Origin of the sequence: Pseudomonas sp. DTU_2021_1001937_2_SI_NGA_ILE_001 (genome assembly GCF_032463525.1) — a bacterium.
Taxonomy (GTDB): domain Bacteria; phylum Pseudomonadota; class Gammaproteobacteria; order Pseudomonadales; family Pseudomonadaceae; genus Aquipseudomonas.
Window position 1 is genome coordinate 694838 of sequence record NZ_CP135971.1, and the last position, 15357, is coordinate 710194.

Here is a 15357-nt window from a genome sequence, read left to right on the forward strand (position 1 = left end):
CACCATAGGCGGCTTTCAGCCTTGCTACGGACCCCCGCGTGCCTGACGACCTGCCTTCCGCCTTGCCCCCCGAACTGGACATCGACCTGGTTGCTGCCGAACGCCTGCCGTGGTTCAAGCGCCTGCTGGCCAGGGGGCTGTCCAAGGCGCTCGACGGGCTGGGTGCCCAGCACCAGACTTCCTGGGCACAAGGCCACACCGACGGCTATCTGAACGGTCACGGCGAGGGTGTACGCGAGGGCTATGCCGATGGGCATCTGGATGGTGTGGAGAAGGGCCGGCGCATGCTGCTGATCCGTGACACCCGCCCCGAGGCGCATCGCGGTCCGCAGGTCGAAGATCACCTGTTCGACGACTGGCGCCTGCCGCTCAGTACCGAACTCAAGAAACGCATCAAGGCCGATGTCGAGCAGAAACTGCCGGCCCACAATCAACCCAGCGCCGCGCAATGGAAGCTGATCTTCAGCGACACACCCTCCACCTGCGTGATCGCCGGGGCCGGGGCGGGCAAGTCCACTTCGCTGGTACTGCGCATCGTCCTGCTGGTCCACTACCTGGGCTTCGAGCTGGACAGCCTGACCGTGGTGACCTTCACCCGTGAATCGCGCAAGGATTTCATCGCCCGCCTCAAGCAGGTCATGGCCCTGTGGGGCCACGAGCTGAGCGATCGCCAGGCCCGCGAACTGGTGCGTACTTTCCATTCCCGTATTCTGCCGATGGTCCGCAGCCTGCCGGGTTTCGAGCGCCTGCAGGCCTTCGAGACCCTGGGCAGTGCCAGCCCCGCCAGCGAAGATGTCGACAGCAACCCCTTCGACCTGCGCATCAACGACGCCCAGCGTCAGCAGCTCAACCTCTGCTACCGCGACCTCTATGCCCGCGAGCCACGCTTTCGGGAGCTGATCGCGCCGCTGTGCCGTCAGGCCCGGCAGCTGCGCGAACTGGAGCGCGACCACCCGGACGTACAGAAACGCATGGCGGTGACCGAGCTGTCGGCCAAGCGCGACGCTGCATGGTGCGACACGGTCGAAGGCTTGTGGCGGCGCGCCGGAGCCTGGCCCATCGAAGGCATCGAACCCAGCCGCCAGACCGTGCAAATCAACGGCCATGCCTTTCACTTGCATGGTTATGCCGCCGAGCTGGATGCCTGGGTGGTGCTGGGCGTCGACGACAGTGAGAACCGCGAATTCAAGCGCCCCGATGCCAAGCTGCCGTTGTGGGCCGAGGGGGTGATCAAGCGCACACTGTTCCAGGCGTTCTGTGCCCAGCCAGTAATCTGGCTGGACAGCTATCAGGCTGGCCGCCAGCTCCTGGCTAGCCTGAGCGGCCAGGCCAGCGCCGGGCCCGGCTTCGAATACAAGGTCAAGGGGGAGCTGGCTAGCGCGCCGCTGCTGGACTGCTTCGTGATGGCCGCGGGGTTCATCGAGAACCTGGGGCTGGATGTCGCCGACGCCGTGGCGCGCATGAGCTTCGCCAGTGACGATTCGGATCGCTGCTTCTTCGAGGCCTTGAGTCTGTTCTGGAAGGCCTTCGAGTCGCAGCTGCTGGACCTCAGCCCTCCGGTGATGACTTACAACCGCATGTTCGCGCTGTTCGGTGAGCACAGCCCGGAAAACCTCACCCAGCTCGATGACCAGGCCCTGCGCCCGCTGGCGCACCTGCTGATCGACGAATTCCAGGATGTCTCGCCGCAGATCGTTTCCTGGTTGCGGGCCAGCCTGCGCGAGATCCGCCGTCGTGGCCCGGCCATGCATGTCGGGCGGCGGGCGACTTACTCGTCACTGTTGTGCGTCGGCGACGACTGGCAGTCGATCTATGGCTGGCGTGGCAGCTCACCGCATTACTTCATGGCCTTCGACAAGACCTTTTCTGCGCCGGCCAGCAGCCGGGTGATGCTTAGCGAAAACTACCGCAGCCACCAGTACATCATCGATGCTGCCGAACATATCGTACGCGCCGCGCCGGCGATTCCCGGCAAGAAAGCCAAGGCCTGCGGCGCGCCGCAGCCGTTGACGCCGGTGGTGATTCTGGAGCGCGACGACCAGCTGCTGGTCGACAAGGTCCAGGCGCACTACCAGCAGGGCGACAGTATCCTGCTGCTGTACCGCAAGGGCAGCGAGCGCCAGCGTCTGCCCGAGGCCTTGCAGACCCTGCTGCAGAACGATGCCGCCCAGGCCCGACGCATACGCCTGCTGAGTTACCACAGTGCCAAGGGCCTGCAGGCCGATACGGTGTTCCTGCTCGGTGATTGCCAGCACCTGACCCAATCGCCCTCGAAGAACCAGCTCTACCGCTTGGCCGGTCTGGGCGAGGCCGTTGACCCGCAGGCCTACGACAAGGCTCAGCAGGACGAAGTGCTGCGCCTGGCCTATGTAGCCATCACTCGTGCGGTGCGTCAGTGCTATTGGTTCATCGATGGCCAGGAAGAGGCCAAGGGGCCGAGAGCCTCGGCGCGCATCGCCGCTGACCAGCCGTTCTTCGATGACCGGCGTGTCGCGGCGGGCGCCCAGGCCTGATCAGGAGGCGTGTGAGGCAGCGGCCGGTAGGCCGAACAGTTCCATCTCCGTCTCGATGGCTTCGATGATGATTTCCACGTCACGGGCATGCATCACCGTGGCACAGGGCAGGCCTGCGATCGCCACGAAGGTCTGGCCACTGGCCCGGTCGAACAGACGGGCGACCATGCTGCCGGGAGCATCCATGGTGGCCTCGAAGCCGACCGGATGGAAATGCCAGCGCATGAGCTGGCAGGCGTTGGGAAACGTGACCTTGTTCATGGGACCCACCTGTTTCATGCAAGCATCAATCGATGCGTGGAGTGGCAGGGCAAGAGCGGGCCGGACAACGAGAGTGTTCTGCAGAAAAGTAGGAACGTTCCGGCAGAAGTGTCAGGCTTGTCTTGGTGAACACTCAACATAGCACCGCAATGTGACACAACGTGAAATATCTGTCGGGCGGTTACAAATAACTCGCGTTTCTTGATGTGCATCATCTTTGTTACGCATCGGTGCCTGTCGAGGTGGCCTTTCTATGAGCGTCAGAGATTCTTTTGATTGCGGCGCCAAGCGACAGAAGGCAAGCTGACAGCATTGCGCCGAGGGTCAAAACCATGTTGAAGAAAGCCATGTTGGGACTGGTGTTACTGGCCACCGCTGCGCAGGGCGCCGAGACGGTGAACATCGCCAACTGGACCGATTACATCGCGCCAGACACCCTCGCCAATTTCAAGGCCGCGACCGGTATCCAAAGCCACTACACCACCTATGAAAGCAATCGCGAGCTGAACGTCAAACTGCTGGCCCGGCATTCGGGTTACGACGTGGTGGTTCCCTCCATTCATTTCATGGCGCAGCAGATTGCCGTCGGCGCCCTGAAGCCTCTCGACAAGAGCCGTCTGCCCAACTGGAACAACCTCAACCCGGTGCTGCTCAAGGCACTGCAGGTCAGCGACCCCGGCAATGCCCACGGGTTTCCCTACCTTTGGGGCAGTACCGGCATCGCCTACAACCGCGACAAGGTCAAGGCGCTGCTCGGCGACAAGGCTCCGGTGGATTCCTGGGACCTGATCTTCAAGCCCGAGAACATCAGCAAGCTGGCCAAATGCGGTGTGGCCGTGGTGAGGAATGCCCCCGAAATGCTGCCCATCGCCCTCAACTACCTTGACCTGCCGCCGCACAGCACCTCGGTGGCCGACTACGCCAAGGCCGAAGCGCTGCTCGCCAGCATCAAGCCTTACATCACCTCGTTCCAGCTCGATGGCTTCACCCAGGACCTGATCCAAGGCAAGACCTGCGTCGCGGTGGGGTTGTCCGGTGACATTGCCATGGCCCAGCAGGCCGCACAGGGCAGCGACGTGCATATCGACTACGTGGTGCCGAAGGAAGGCGCGCCGATGTGGTTCGACATGGTCGCCATGCCGGTCGATGCACCCAACGAGAAGGCCGCCTATGCCTTCATGAACTACCTGCTGCGCCCGGACGTGATCGCCAATATCAGTAACCGCATGCGCTACGCCAACGGCAATGAAAAGGCCGACGCGCTGATCATTCCGTCGGTGTGGAACGACAAGACCGTGTACCCCTCGGACGACACGATCAGCCGCATGTTCGTGCTGGAGAACGTCACCCCGGAGATTGCGGCGTTGCGTGACCAGATCTGGAACCGGATCAAGACCGGGGAATGACCCTCAAGGGCCAGGCGGTTCATATTTGCTGACAACTTTTCGTCGGTTTTTCGCGCCTCTGTGCAACGCAGCGGTGTTACGCGGATCCGATGCACACCCTGGCAGGTTCCCCCCGCGATGGCTCTCGTTCTTCATCGTGCAACATCTTGGCGCTAGCCTGCTTCAGGGCTGCGGGAAGGACCCCGATAGCCGTAACGGCAGGGAGCCGATCATTGCCGACATTCACCCGGCGGGCTGACGTGGCCGCCGTGATTGGGCAGACGGCTTACATCCAACCTGTATCGGATTCACATATGAAACGCTTGCAAACCTTGTGTGACCGCTGGCGCCAGCGCCGCTGGCTGGTCCTGCCAGCCGTGCTGAGTGCCTCTGCGGTGTTCTGGTTCTCCATCGGCGACGGCGTGCTGGCCGAGCCGAAGAACGGCACCCAGACCCTGGTGTTCCTGCGCCATGCGGAAAAACCGGCCATGGGCCTGGGCCAGTTGAACTGCCAGGGGCTGAATCGTGCTCTGGACCTCGCCGAGGTGCTGCCCAGCGAATTCGGCAAGGCCGACTACATCTTCGCCGCCGACCCCAGTCGCCATGTAGAAGAGGGTGAGGGTGACCGTTCCTACAGTTACATTCGGCCGCTGCTGACCATCGGTCCCAGCGCGGTGAAGCTGGGCCTGCCGGTCAATATCGATTTCGCTGCCAACGACACCGATGACCTGGCCGATGAGCTGATGGACGCCAAGTACCACAATGCCACCATCTATACCGCCTGGTCCCACGGTTACCTGCCGGAGTTGGTCAACAAGGTCGCCAAGGAGGCTTCGGGCAAGGAAATGAAGCTGATCGACGACTGGACCGGCAACGATTTCGACTCGGTGCTGGTCATGACCCTGGAATGGACCAACGGCAAGGCCAGCATGGAATACCAGGTGGTCAAGCAGAACCTCAACGATGTACAGGCCAGTTGCCCGAGCCGCGCATGAAGTAGTGGCATAAACGCAGTACCGGCGTTAGTGTGCGCGCTATCGCCCGCCGTCCTGGCGGGCGATTTCGTTGCGGACTCTTCATGAACGTCGTACTCAACGCCCTGGTTCTGGCCCTCGCCGTGTTGTTGGCCGGTTGCATCGGTCCACCCATCCCCCTTACCGAGCGTACCGTGGAAAACCTGCGCCAGCAGGCCCCGGTGCGTTTCGTGCTGAGCTTCGATGACGGCCCCAGTGGCTCGGACTTCTATAACCCCACGGCGCGAATCCTCGACGACCTGGCCGACAATCCGGTGATGCCGGGCATCAAGGCGGTGTTCTTCGTACAGACCGGCGCCATCGGCGGGGGCGGCACCGCCACCGGTCGCGAACTGATGCGCCGTGAAGGGCGCGAGCGGCATGTGCTGGGCTTCCATACCGCCACCCCACGGCATACCAACCACCGTTCGCTGAGTCCCGAAGCGTTGGAGCAGGCGCTGACCGACGGGTTGCGCATCATCCAGGCCGAAACCGGACAGCACGCCACGCTGGTGCGCCCGCCATTCTGGAACTACGACCGACGCACCTTTGCCGCTTACCAGCAGAAGGGCCTGAGCGTGCTGCTCACCGACCTGAGTGCCAATGATGGCAAGATCTACGGCTTCAACATGAGCCCGCGGCGGCGTGAGAACCTGCTGCTGCAGGTGTCGCAGGTGCGCGAGCGCATCGCCCATGGCGAACTGCCGGTGGTGGACGGCGCCACACCAGTGGTGGTGACCTTCCATGATGTGAACCGCTACACCGCGCGGCACATCCAGGAATACCTGCAGATTCTCCTCGACAGCGCCCAGGCCGACGGCCTGCCACTGGCCGCGAAACCCTTCTACGACGACCCCGAAGAACTGCTGCGCGCCGCCACCGCACGTACCGTGCGCGACGCCAGCGAGCCGGTGCGCCTGCCCGGTTGGTGGAACTGGATCTGGGACCGTAACAGCCATTGACCGCCCCTGCGTCCAGCCCGCTCGGACCGGCTGTAGCCGCAGTACTGATCAGTCAGGCCGGGTAGGAGCGGCTTCAGCCGCGAAGCGATCGCATGTTCACAACAGATGCAGTGAATTTCCCGGCGCTTTCGCGGCTGAAGCCGCTCCCACCGGGCCAGTCCCACAAGGCCGCAAAGCGCTTAATCGAACAATATTGGCTTCAGCCGGGAAGCTTCTCTGCGTTCAGGCCGGACAACGGCTATTCAGCAATCCCTCGCCAGCAGCCAGTCGCGGAACACCACCAGCGACGGCAGGTTCTGGAAGCGCGCCGGGTAGGCCAGGTAATAGCTGCGGCCGCTGTTCATGGGCGCAAACAGGCTGACCAGCTCACCCTTGGCCAATTCATCGCGCACCAGCACGCTAGGCACCAGGGCGATGCCGATACCGGCGGCGACCGCCTGGATCAGGTGCGAGGTGACCTCGAAGCTCGGGCCTGGGCGCATCACGTGGTGGTCCAGGCCGTTGTGCTCGAACCAGTCCGACCAGGCGTGCGGTCGTGAAACCACACTGAGCAGCGAGTGCCGCGTCACGTCCGCCGGTTGCAGGGCGGCGTGGTCGGGCAGGGCGCTTGGGCTGGCCACCACCAGCAGTTGCTCGACCATCAGCGGGTGGGCGATGTAGCCGGGCCAGTTGCCGTCGCCGGCACAGATCAGCGCGTTCATGTCCTGGGCAGCGACGCTGAGGTCGGCCAGGGCGATGCGCGAATGGATGTGCACCACGAAACCGGGGTGCCGAGCATAGAAATCATGCATCTGTGGCAGCAACCAGCGCGAGCCGAAGGTCGGCAGCACCGCCAGGTTCAGGGTGCCGACCTGCGATTTATGGGCGATGGTCTGCAGCGTCGCGCTGCGGATGCGCCCCAGCGCGGCAGCCAACTCATGCTGGTACAGCGCCCCGGTGGGAGTCAGTTCGATGCGTCGGCCGTCACGCTTGAACAGCTCGACTTCCAGTTGCGCCTCCAGCGCCTGCACCTGGCGGCTGACCGCGCTCTGAGTCAGCGCCAGTTCATCGGCGGCCTTGGTGAAGCTGCCATGCCGCGCGGCGGCTTCGAAGGCCAGCAGCAGGGACATTGACGGAGTGAGTCGGCGCGGATTCATTCATAAAACTCATGCAAAAACGGCGGTATTTACGTTTGCCCAATGCCACCCAGTGCCGGAGAATCGGCAGCACCGTGATTCAGGCGTAGCCGGGCATGCCCCGCAGCATACGTGTTTTACCTATTAAAAGTCTCCGTGCCAGGAACCTCCGTGATGATTGCCCAGCTCAAGCCTGCCAGCCCCCAGGCCGACCTTTATGAACGCTTTCTCAGTGCCCTGAGCCGTGCCGGCTTCGCTGGCGAGATCGCCCGGGACCATGGTTCGCGCAGCGTGCTGGGCACTGACAACTCCATCTACCAGCGCCTGCCGCAGGCGGCGGTGTTTCCCCGCGACGCCGATGACGTGCAGATCGTCGCGCGCCTGGCCGGCAGCCCGGAGTTCCAGCAGGTGGTGCTGACCCCACGGGGTGGTGGGACCGGCACCAACGGCCAGTCGCTGACCGACGGTGTGGTGGTCGACCTGTCGCGGCACATGAACCGCATCCTGGAAATCAACGTCGAAGAGCGCTGGGTGCGGGTGCAGACCGGGGTGGTCAAGGACCAGCTCAACGCGGCGCTCAAGGCCCATGGCCTGTTCTTCGCCCCGGAGCTGTCGACCTCCAACCGCGCCACCCTCGGCGGCATGATCAACACCGATGCCAGCGGCCAGGGCAGCTGCACCTACGGCAAGACCCGTGACCACGTGCTGGACCTGCATACCGTGCTGCTCGGTGGCGAGTGCATTCACAGCCGCCCCCTTGACGCAGCCACCCTCGACGCGGCCAAGGCCGGCACCGACCGCGCCGCCGAGGTGTACCGCTGCGCTCAGGGCATTGCCGATGAACAGGCGCAATTGATCAAGGATATTTTCCCGCCGCTCAACCGCTGCCTGACCGGCTACGACCTGGCGCACCTGCGTGAAGAGGACGGTCGCTTCAATCTCAACAGCGTGCTGTGCGGTTCTGAAGGTTCGCTGGGCTTCATCGTCGAGGCGCGCCTGAATGTGCTGCCGATTCCCAAGTACTCGATTCTGGTCAACGTGCGCTACGCCAGCTTCATGGAGGCGCTGCGCGATGCCAAGGCGTTGATGGCGCACAAGCCGCTGTCCATCGAGACGGTGGACTCCAAGGTGCTGATGCTGGCCATGCAGGACATCGTCTGGCACGGCGTGGCCGAGTATTTCCCGGCCGGTGGCGAGGTGCCGACCCTGGGCATCAACCTGATCGAATTCAGTGGCGACGAGCTGGACGAAGTGGAGCGCCGGGTGCATGAGTTCGTCGAGCACCTGCAGCGCGACACCTCGGTGGTGCGCCTCGGCCATACCCTGGCGGTGGGCAGTGCCGCCGTGAACCGCGTGTATGCCATGCGCAAGCGTGCGGTGGGCCTGCTCGGCAACGTCAAGGGCGAGGCGCGGCCGCAGCCGTTCGTGGAAGACACTGCCGTGCCGCCGGAGAACCTCGCCGACTTCATCCAGGCGTTCCGCGACCTGCTCGACAGCCACGGCCTGCAGTACGGCATGTTCGGCCATGTCGATGCCGGTGTGCTGCACGTGCGGCCGATCCTCGACATGAAGGATCCGGCCCAGGCCGCGTTGATCCGCCCGATCTCCGACCAAGTCGCGGCGCTGACCCAGAAGTACGGCGGTCTGCTGTGGGGCGAACATGGCAAGGGCCTGCGCTCGCAGTACGTGCCCGGCTACTTTGGCGAGCTGTATCCGGCGTTGCAGGCGCTCAAGGCAGCCTTCGACCCGCACAACCAGCTCAACCCCGGCAAGATCGCCACTCCGGCGACAAAGCCGGAGGCCAGGCTGACCCTGGTCGACGAAGTGCAGCTGCGTGGTGACCTGGACCGCAGCATCGACGAGCGCGTATGGCAGAGCTACGAGAGCGCGGTGCACTGCAACGGCAACGGTGCCTGCTACAACTACGACCCCAACGACGCCATGTGCCCGTCGTGGAAGGCCACCCGCGACCGTGTGCATTCGCCCAAGGGCCGCGCCTCGCTGATCCGCGAATGGCTGCGTCTGCAAGGCCAGCAGAACATCGACGTACTGGCCGCCAGCGTGCAGGCGCGTTCGGCCGGTTTCTTCCAGGGCCTGGCGGGCAGGGTGCGCAACAGCCTGGCGCGGCGGCGCGGCGAGGCGGACTTCTCCCATGAGGTGTACGACGCCATGGCCGGCTGCCTGGCGTGCAAGTCGTGCGCCGGCCAGTGTCCGATCAAGGTCAACGTGCCGGATTTCCGCTCGCGCTTCCTGGAGCTGTACCACACCCGTTACCTGCGCCCGCTGAAGGATTACCTGATCGGCTCGCTGGAATTCAGCATTCCGTACCTGGCGCGCTTTCCCAAGCTGTACAACGGCCTGATGAGCGCCAGGCCGGTGCGCTACCTGCTGGAACATGTGGCCGGCATGGTCGACAGCCCGCTGCTCAGCCTCATGGATTTCCGCGCCGCCTGCGCGCGCTGGAACGTCGCCATCGCCACGCCTGAACGCCTGGCGCGACTGAGCGCCGAACAGCGCCAGCGCACCGTGATTCTGGTGCAGGACGCGTTCACCCGCTACTTCGAGACCCACCTGGTCGCCGACTGGCTGGAGCTGATCAGCCGCCTGGGCTACCAGGTGTACCTGGCACCGTTCGCGCCGAACGGCAAGCCGTTGCAGGTACAGGGCTTCATGGCCGCGTTCGAGAAGGCCGCCGCCTACAACGCGCAGACCCTGCGCAGCCTGCAAGGCTACGACATCCCGCTGGTGGGCCTGGACCCGGCGATGACCCTGGTGTACCGCCAGGAGTACGCCAAGACCCTCGGCGAACAGGCGCCTACCGTGTTGCTGCCGCAGGAATGGCTGGCCCAGGCGCAACTGCCGGAATTCGCCGAGACCGGCCAGGCGTTCCGCTTCCTGCCGCACTGCACAGAGAAGACCAACGAGCCGGGCAGCGTCGGCCTGTGGCAGAAGGCCTATGCGCGCCTGGGGCTCACGCTGGAGGTGCTGCCCAGCGGCTGCTGCGGCATGTCCGGTACCTACGGCCATGAAACCCGCAACGTTAAGACCTCGGCGATCATCTACCAGCAATCCTGGCAGCCCCTGGTCGCCAAACATGCCGCCGATGGCGGGCTGGTTGCCGACGGCTACTCGTGCCGCAGCCAGGTCAAGCGCCAGGATGGCAAGGTAGTGCTGCATCCGTTGCAGGTGTTGTTGCAGCAACTGCGCAGTGCGTGATCAGCGTTGGCCCTGGCGTGCCTGAAGGGGCGCAAGGGCCGCGCCAGATATCCGGTTGAATCTCTGGAATAGGGACGGGTCACAAAACTGTGGCGACCCGTCACCTACATCGATAGCAACCAGAGAGGTATCTATGAGCGATCAAGAGCTGGAGCGCGAAGTCCTGACCCGTCTGCTGCACGCTCACCCCGAGGGGCTGGGCAAGGAAGTGTTGGACAACTACCGAGGTGAGAGGGCTGTCGCCGACGTCCTCAAGGACCTGCAGGGCCGCCACCTGATCCATGGCGGCGCGGTGTCCGAGCAGCAGGACACACCGCAACTGGTGTTTCCCATCAAGCTGAGCAGCGCCGGAGTCGAGCACGCCAGGCGGCTGGAGGTCTGACCCGGGCAGGGGGGCGGGCTAAGCCTGCCTCCCTTGGCGGGCTCTTGGTGGCGTACATGACATCTGCTGTAACGCAGTCACGCAACCTTTTTGCCTGAACCTGTATTCGATGGTGCTCAGTCCATTAACGGAGGTATGAGCATCATGCAGTTCGAGTCATTGATAGGCTGCCTGGGCCAACGTCATGGTACGTTCGAGATTCCTGGTTTCGACATGGATCCTTCGGTCAGTGGCTGCGAAGGTGGCAAGAACTGGTTCGCGTTCGAGGCGGCGCCTGGGGTCATGGTCGAATTCGGCGAGGGTGGCGTCTTCGAGTCCATCGCCATACGCCGCCCTGAATCCGGGCTTGCTGCGCGAGCATTGGCACAGGCGTTACCGTTACCTCTGAGTCTGGATATGGATCGTGCCCAGGTCAGGCGGCTTTTTGGAGCGCCGTGCTCGGCGCACCCACCGTACGCCTTCAACGGCACCGGCGGGACGGATATTTTTGAACATGTCCTTGACGCTTATCCTTGCGTGCATCTGGCATTCGAGTATCAAAGTGATCTGTCGGTTTCGGTCATCTTCATGTTGCTGAATACGACAACGGCTTGACGAGGTTCGAACGGCTGGGGCTTGGCAGAGCGCAGTCAGTCTCTGTCGGTCAAACCCGAAAGCGAAATTCTCTGAACTTCCCCGCCTGCTTCTGGCCCACCTATGCAAGGGCGATCAATCGGTTGCCCACGGTTGAAGGAGAGTCAGGATGCCAAGTGAAGACGGCAAGATCCGGTATGGGGTCGTAGGCGGCGGATCGATTTCCCAAGGGGCGTTCATGCCAGGCGTAGGGCAGACCGACAATTCGGTGCTCGCCGCGCTGGTCACCGGCGACCCGCAGAAGGCCGAGAAACTGGCCGCGTTATACGGCATCAAGGCGTACCGCTACGAGGACTACGACAAACTTCTGAAGTCCGGCGAAATCGACGCCGTGTATGTGGCCACGCCGAATTTCCGCCATACCGAGTTCGTGATTCCGGCGCTGGAAGCGGGCATTCATGTGCTGCTGGAAAAACCCATGGCCACCAGCGAAGCCGATTGCCACGCGATGATCGAGGCCGCCAACCGCACCGGCAGCAAGCTGATGGTCGCCTATCGACTGCACAGCGAGCCGGGCACCCTGGAGATCATCGAGCGGGTGCGCGCGGGCGAGTTCGGTGAACCGCGCCTGTTCACCTCCACCTTCACCCAGACCGTCAAGGCCAGCAACCACCGCTCCAAGCATGGCTTCGCCGCCGGCCCGGTGCCGGACATGGGGCCTTATCCGCTGAACATGGTGCGTCAACTGTTCGGCGACGAGCCGATCGAGGTCACCGCATTTGGCAGCAAAGACCCCAAGCACGACATCGGCACCTGGGACACGGTGACCGTGGCCTTGCGCTTCCCCGGTGAGCGCCTGGCACATTTCACCGTCAGCTACAGCCTGCCCGACAGCGAGCGCTTCCAACTGATCGGCAGTGAAGGGGAGGTCGAGGCGTCACCCTGTTTCGGCTATGGGGAAGGTGTAGCAATTGGTTATCGCGCCAAGCGCGGCGATAGCTGCCGCGAGCATGTACACCCGGTGGTCGACCAGTTCGCCGGGGAGACCGCCTACTTCTCCGCTTGCATCCTCAACGACCAGACACCGGAAGCGGATGGCCAGGAAGGCTGGCGCGATGTGCGCGTGGTGGCGGCCATCGAGCGGGCACTGCAAACCGGCCGGCCGCAGACGCTGGAGCATGTGCCAGGGCGTCGCGGCCCGCAGCGCAGCCAGGCGCGCGAGTTCCCGCTCGCCAAGGTGCCGGAGATGATTGATACCGAATCTCCAACCGAGTAAAGGCCGTTGAGGGCAGGGGACAGGCTCTGCGAAAGGTCAGGTAGGCCCGTTTTTGCTTGGCGAATGGCGGGTCTCGACCCAGGGCAGCCGGGTCAATCAGTAACCAGCTGTTTTAAAAGTAAATTTTTTTACATCAGGGCTTCACAGGCGACAATAAAGTTGTTAAATTGCCGCCCATTCCAGCATGGTCTGCCAAGACGCGCTGGAAGTTTCAGCAGAGTGCTCACGCACTCGTCGCTACAGGGGCGTCGCCAAGCGGTAAGGCAGCAGGTTTTGATCCTGCCATGCGTTGGTTCGAATCCAGCCGCCCCTGCCATTTTCTCTTCGAATATCTTCCTTTGCCCTTCAGGGTTTTTTGCGTTTCTGTCTGCCCCTTTTCCACGTCGGGCCTGTGTCCTGCGATCCTGTCGCAACAGACCTGAGTGCCTGTATGCTGGCGGCAAAATTCAGGATCCCGCGCACGTCTCATGAAGCCTTTCTCGCTGTTGTCTGGTCGCATGACCTCCAGGGCTTTGTCGATCTGGATCGCGTTCTTCATCAGCCTGGTGTGCGTTTCGCTGATCCTGGCCACGCTTTGGCAGATCAAGCAGTCAGCGAACGAGCGTCTGGCCAGCGCACGCAGTGCGGTGCTCAACATCGTGCGCGCCACCGAACAGCAAGCCACCGACACCGTACGCCAGGCCGACAACACCTTGCGCAACATCGCCGAGCGTATCGAGACCGACGGCCTGGGTACGGCGCAGCTCGAACGCCTGGCGCAACTGATGAAGCACAACGTGGTCGAGGTTGAAGGACTGCAAGGTTTGTTCGTCTACGATGCGCAGGGAAACTGGATTGCCAATTCGTTCAGCCAGATACAGGTTGGACTCAACAACAGTGACCGCGACTACTTCATCTGGCATCGGGACAACTCCAGCGCTGCCGTGCATATCGGATCCATCGTCGTCAGCCGTACCACGGGTGAGCTTATCGTGCCGATCAGCCGCCGCCTCAACCATCCGGACGGGCGCTTCGCTGGCGTGGCGCTGGCGACGGTACCGGTGGCCTATTTCCAGGCGTTTTTCCAGCGCATGGCGGTGGATGAGCAGGGTGTGATCTTCCTGGCGCTGGTCAACGGCGACCTCCTGGCGCGGCGGCCCACCATTGAAAAAATCATGACCACCAATCTGGCCAAGGGCGAAATCTTCAGCAAGTACCTGCCCGTGGCCGATCAGGGCACGGCGATCGTGACTTCGGTGGTGGATGGGGTCGAGCGGCTGTATGCCTATCAGCGTATTCCGGGGCTGCCGCTGGTTACCGCCGCCGGCCTGTCGATGCAGTCGGTGTACGCGTCCTGGTGGGAGTACGTCTGGCGTTCGTTCGCGCTTACCGGGGTGATGATCCTGGTGCTCGGTCTGCTCGGCGGATTGATCTGGCGCCAGGTGCAGCAACTGATGGTTGCCGAGAAACGCCTGGGCAAAGCGCACCGCGAACTGGAACTGCTGGCCCGTACCGACGGGCTGACCGGCGTCGCCAACCGTCGCGCCTTTGATATCGCCCTGCAACGCGAATGGGCTCAAGCCGAGCATCGCGGGCTGGGCGTCATCCTGCTGGATATCGACTGGTTCAAGCAGTACAACGACCGCTACGGCCACCTGGACGGCGATCAGTGCCTGAGGCGCATGGCTGCGCTGTTGTCTGATCAGCTTGATGCTGACCACGGCCTGGTGGCTCGGTATGGCGGGGAAGAATTCGTCATTCTGCTCCCCGGCAGCGACCTGACACAGGCCGCTGCGGCGGCCGAGCGGATACGGGCTGCCGTGGCCGAGGCGCAATGGGTGCACGCGGGCAGCCCGCTTGGCGTGGTGTCGATCAGCGCCGGGGTCGCCAGTACTTCGGGCCTCGCTGCAGGCAGTGCAATGGCGCTCCTGCAACGGGCCGATGGCCTGTTGTACAAGGCCAAGCAGCAGGGTCGTAATCGGATTTGCCAGGGCTAGGCCCAATACCGTTCGGTTAGTGGTAATTGGACCTTGTTGGAGCGAGCCCGCTCGCGATGACTGCCTCAAGTTCACAGCCGATGTGCTGGCTTTACCGGACTTTTCGTAAGCAAGCTCGCTTCAACAAAAGCCGGATGACACGTATTGGGGTTAGGCCTGGCTCGGGCGCCGCAGCCCCTCGACGATGAGATAAAAGGCTCCGGCCATGATCGCCATGTCGGCGATGTTGAATACGCCGGTGTGCAGGCTGCCGAGGTTGAGCACCAGGTAGTCCACCACATGACCGTCGCGGTAGACCCGGTCGAACAGGTTCGAAGCCCCACCCAATGCGATCAGGTACACCGCTGCGGCCTTGGCCGTGGCGATGCTCCAGTGCGACAGCGACCACCTGATGGCCCAGGCCACCACCAGGCCGACCGCGATGACGAAGATGGCCTGCTTGAGCAGCAGTGGCAGGCCGGCTCCGAGGCTTAAGAACGCACCAGGGTTGAGGCTCAACGCCACGTCGAGCCACAGGCTGCTGCTTCCATACCGCAAGCTCTCGTGGGCCAGGCGTGTCAGGGCCACGAGCTTGACCCACTGGTCGAAGAGGATGAACAGCACCCCGGCCACTAAGGCGAAGGCAGGGGCTCTCAATAACTGGCGCATGACAGCGGTTCCGAGCAAAGTAGGGGCGGCGTGAAGA

Annotated in this window: 12 protein-coding genes and 1 tRNA gene; 10 read left to right on the forward strand and 3 right to left on the reverse strand. The window is 63.3% G+C overall.

Annotated features, from left to right (window positions below; translation table 11 throughout):
• Nucleotides 1–38 precede the first annotated feature (38 nt).
• The gene (locus RRX38_RS03090; protein ID WP_315961480.1) at nucleotides 39–2513 is read left to right on the forward strand and encodes a UvrD-helicase domain-containing protein; all 2475 of its coding nucleotides are present in this window, start codon (nucleotides 39–41) and stop codon (nucleotides 2511–2513) included.
• On the opposite strand, the gene RRX38_RS03095 is transcribed toward RRX38_RS03090, so the two are convergent.
• The gene (locus RRX38_RS03095; RefSeq protein WP_315961481.1) at nucleotides 2514–2792 is read right to left on the reverse strand and encodes a DUF1652 domain-containing protein; all 279 of its coding nucleotides are present in this window, start codon (nucleotides 2790–2792) and stop codon (nucleotides 2514–2516) included.
• A gap of 314 nt (nucleotides 2793–3106) precedes the next feature.
• On the opposite strand from RRX38_RS03095, the gene RRX38_RS03100 reads away from it, so the two are divergent.
• From RRX38_RS03100 to RRX38_RS03110, 3 genes are all read left to right on the forward strand, one after another.
• The gene (locus RRX38_RS03100) at nucleotides 3107–4180 is read left to right on the forward strand and encodes an extracellular solute-binding protein (protein ID WP_315961482.1); all 1074 of its coding nucleotides are present in this window, start codon (nucleotides 3107–3109) and stop codon (nucleotides 4178–4180) included.
• 293 nt (nucleotides 4181–4473) lie between these two features.
• Nucleotides 4474–5154, forward strand: coding sequence for a hypothetical protein (locus RRX38_RS03105; RefSeq protein ID WP_315961483.1), 681 nt, complete (start codon nucleotides 4474–4476; stop codon nucleotides 5152–5154).
• A gap of 83 nt (nucleotides 5155–5237) precedes the next feature.
• Nucleotides 5238–6134, forward strand: coding sequence for a polysaccharide deacetylase family protein (locus tag RRX38_RS03110; protein ID WP_315961484.1), 897 nt, complete (start codon nucleotides 5238–5240; stop codon nucleotides 6132–6134).
• A 242-nt stretch (nucleotides 6135–6376) separates the two neighbouring features.
• Here the strand turns inward: RRX38_RS03110 and RRX38_RS03115 are convergent, their stop codons facing one another.
• The gene (locus RRX38_RS03115) at nucleotides 6377–7270 is read right to left on the reverse strand and encodes a LysR substrate-binding domain-containing protein (RefSeq protein ID WP_315961485.1); all 894 of its coding nucleotides are present in this window, start codon (nucleotides 7268–7270) and stop codon (nucleotides 6377–6379) included.
• Nucleotides 7271–7423: 153 nt separating this feature from the next.
• On the opposite strand from RRX38_RS03115, the gene RRX38_RS03120 reads away from it, so the two are divergent.
• The 6 genes from RRX38_RS03120 to RRX38_RS03145 all read left to right on the forward strand — a co-directional run bounded on the left by RRX38_RS03120 (nucleotide 7424) and on the right by RRX38_RS03145 (nucleotide 14672).
• Nucleotides 7424–10465: an FAD-binding and (Fe-S)-binding domain-containing protein gene (locus RRX38_RS03120; RefSeq protein WP_315962625.1), complete on the forward strand. Its 3042-nt coding sequence runs from the start codon at nucleotides 7424–7426 to the stop codon at nucleotides 10463–10465.
• Nucleotides 10466–10598: 133 nt separating this feature from the next.
• Complete coding sequence (locus RRX38_RS03125; protein WP_315961486.1) at nucleotides 10599–10847, forward strand: hypothetical protein; 249 nt, start codon at nucleotides 10599–10601, stop codon at nucleotides 10845–10847.
• 144 nt (nucleotides 10848–10991) lie between these two features.
• Nucleotides 10992–11441, forward strand: a complete 450-nt coding sequence (locus RRX38_RS03130; protein ID WP_315961487.1) for a hypothetical protein — start codon at nucleotides 10992–10994, stop codon at nucleotides 11439–11441.
• Nucleotides 11442–11589: 148 nt separating this feature from the next.
• Entirely contained in the window at nucleotides 11590–12696 is a 1107-nt protein-coding gene (locus RRX38_RS03135) for a Gfo/Idh/MocA family oxidoreductase (protein ID WP_315961488.1), read from the forward strand.
• A 241-nt stretch (nucleotides 12697–12937) separates the two neighbouring features.
• Nucleotides 12938–13012, forward strand: a tRNA-Gln gene (locus tag RRX38_RS03140).
• A 151-nt stretch (nucleotides 13013–13163) separates the two neighbouring features.
• The gene (locus RRX38_RS03145; RefSeq protein ID WP_315961489.1) at nucleotides 13164–14672 is read left to right on the forward strand and encodes a sensor domain-containing diguanylate cyclase; all 1509 of its coding nucleotides are present in this window, start codon (nucleotides 13164–13166) and stop codon (nucleotides 14670–14672) included.
• Between the two features lie 150 nt (nucleotides 14673–14822).
• On the opposite strand, the gene RRX38_RS03150 is transcribed toward RRX38_RS03145, so the two are convergent.
• Nucleotides 14823–15320 (reverse strand): signal peptidase II, encoded by a 498-nt coding sequence (locus tag RRX38_RS03150; protein WP_315961490.1) that lies wholly within the window; start codon nucleotides 15318–15320, stop codon nucleotides 14823–14825.
• Between the last annotated feature and the right edge of the window lie 37 nt (nucleotides 15321–15357).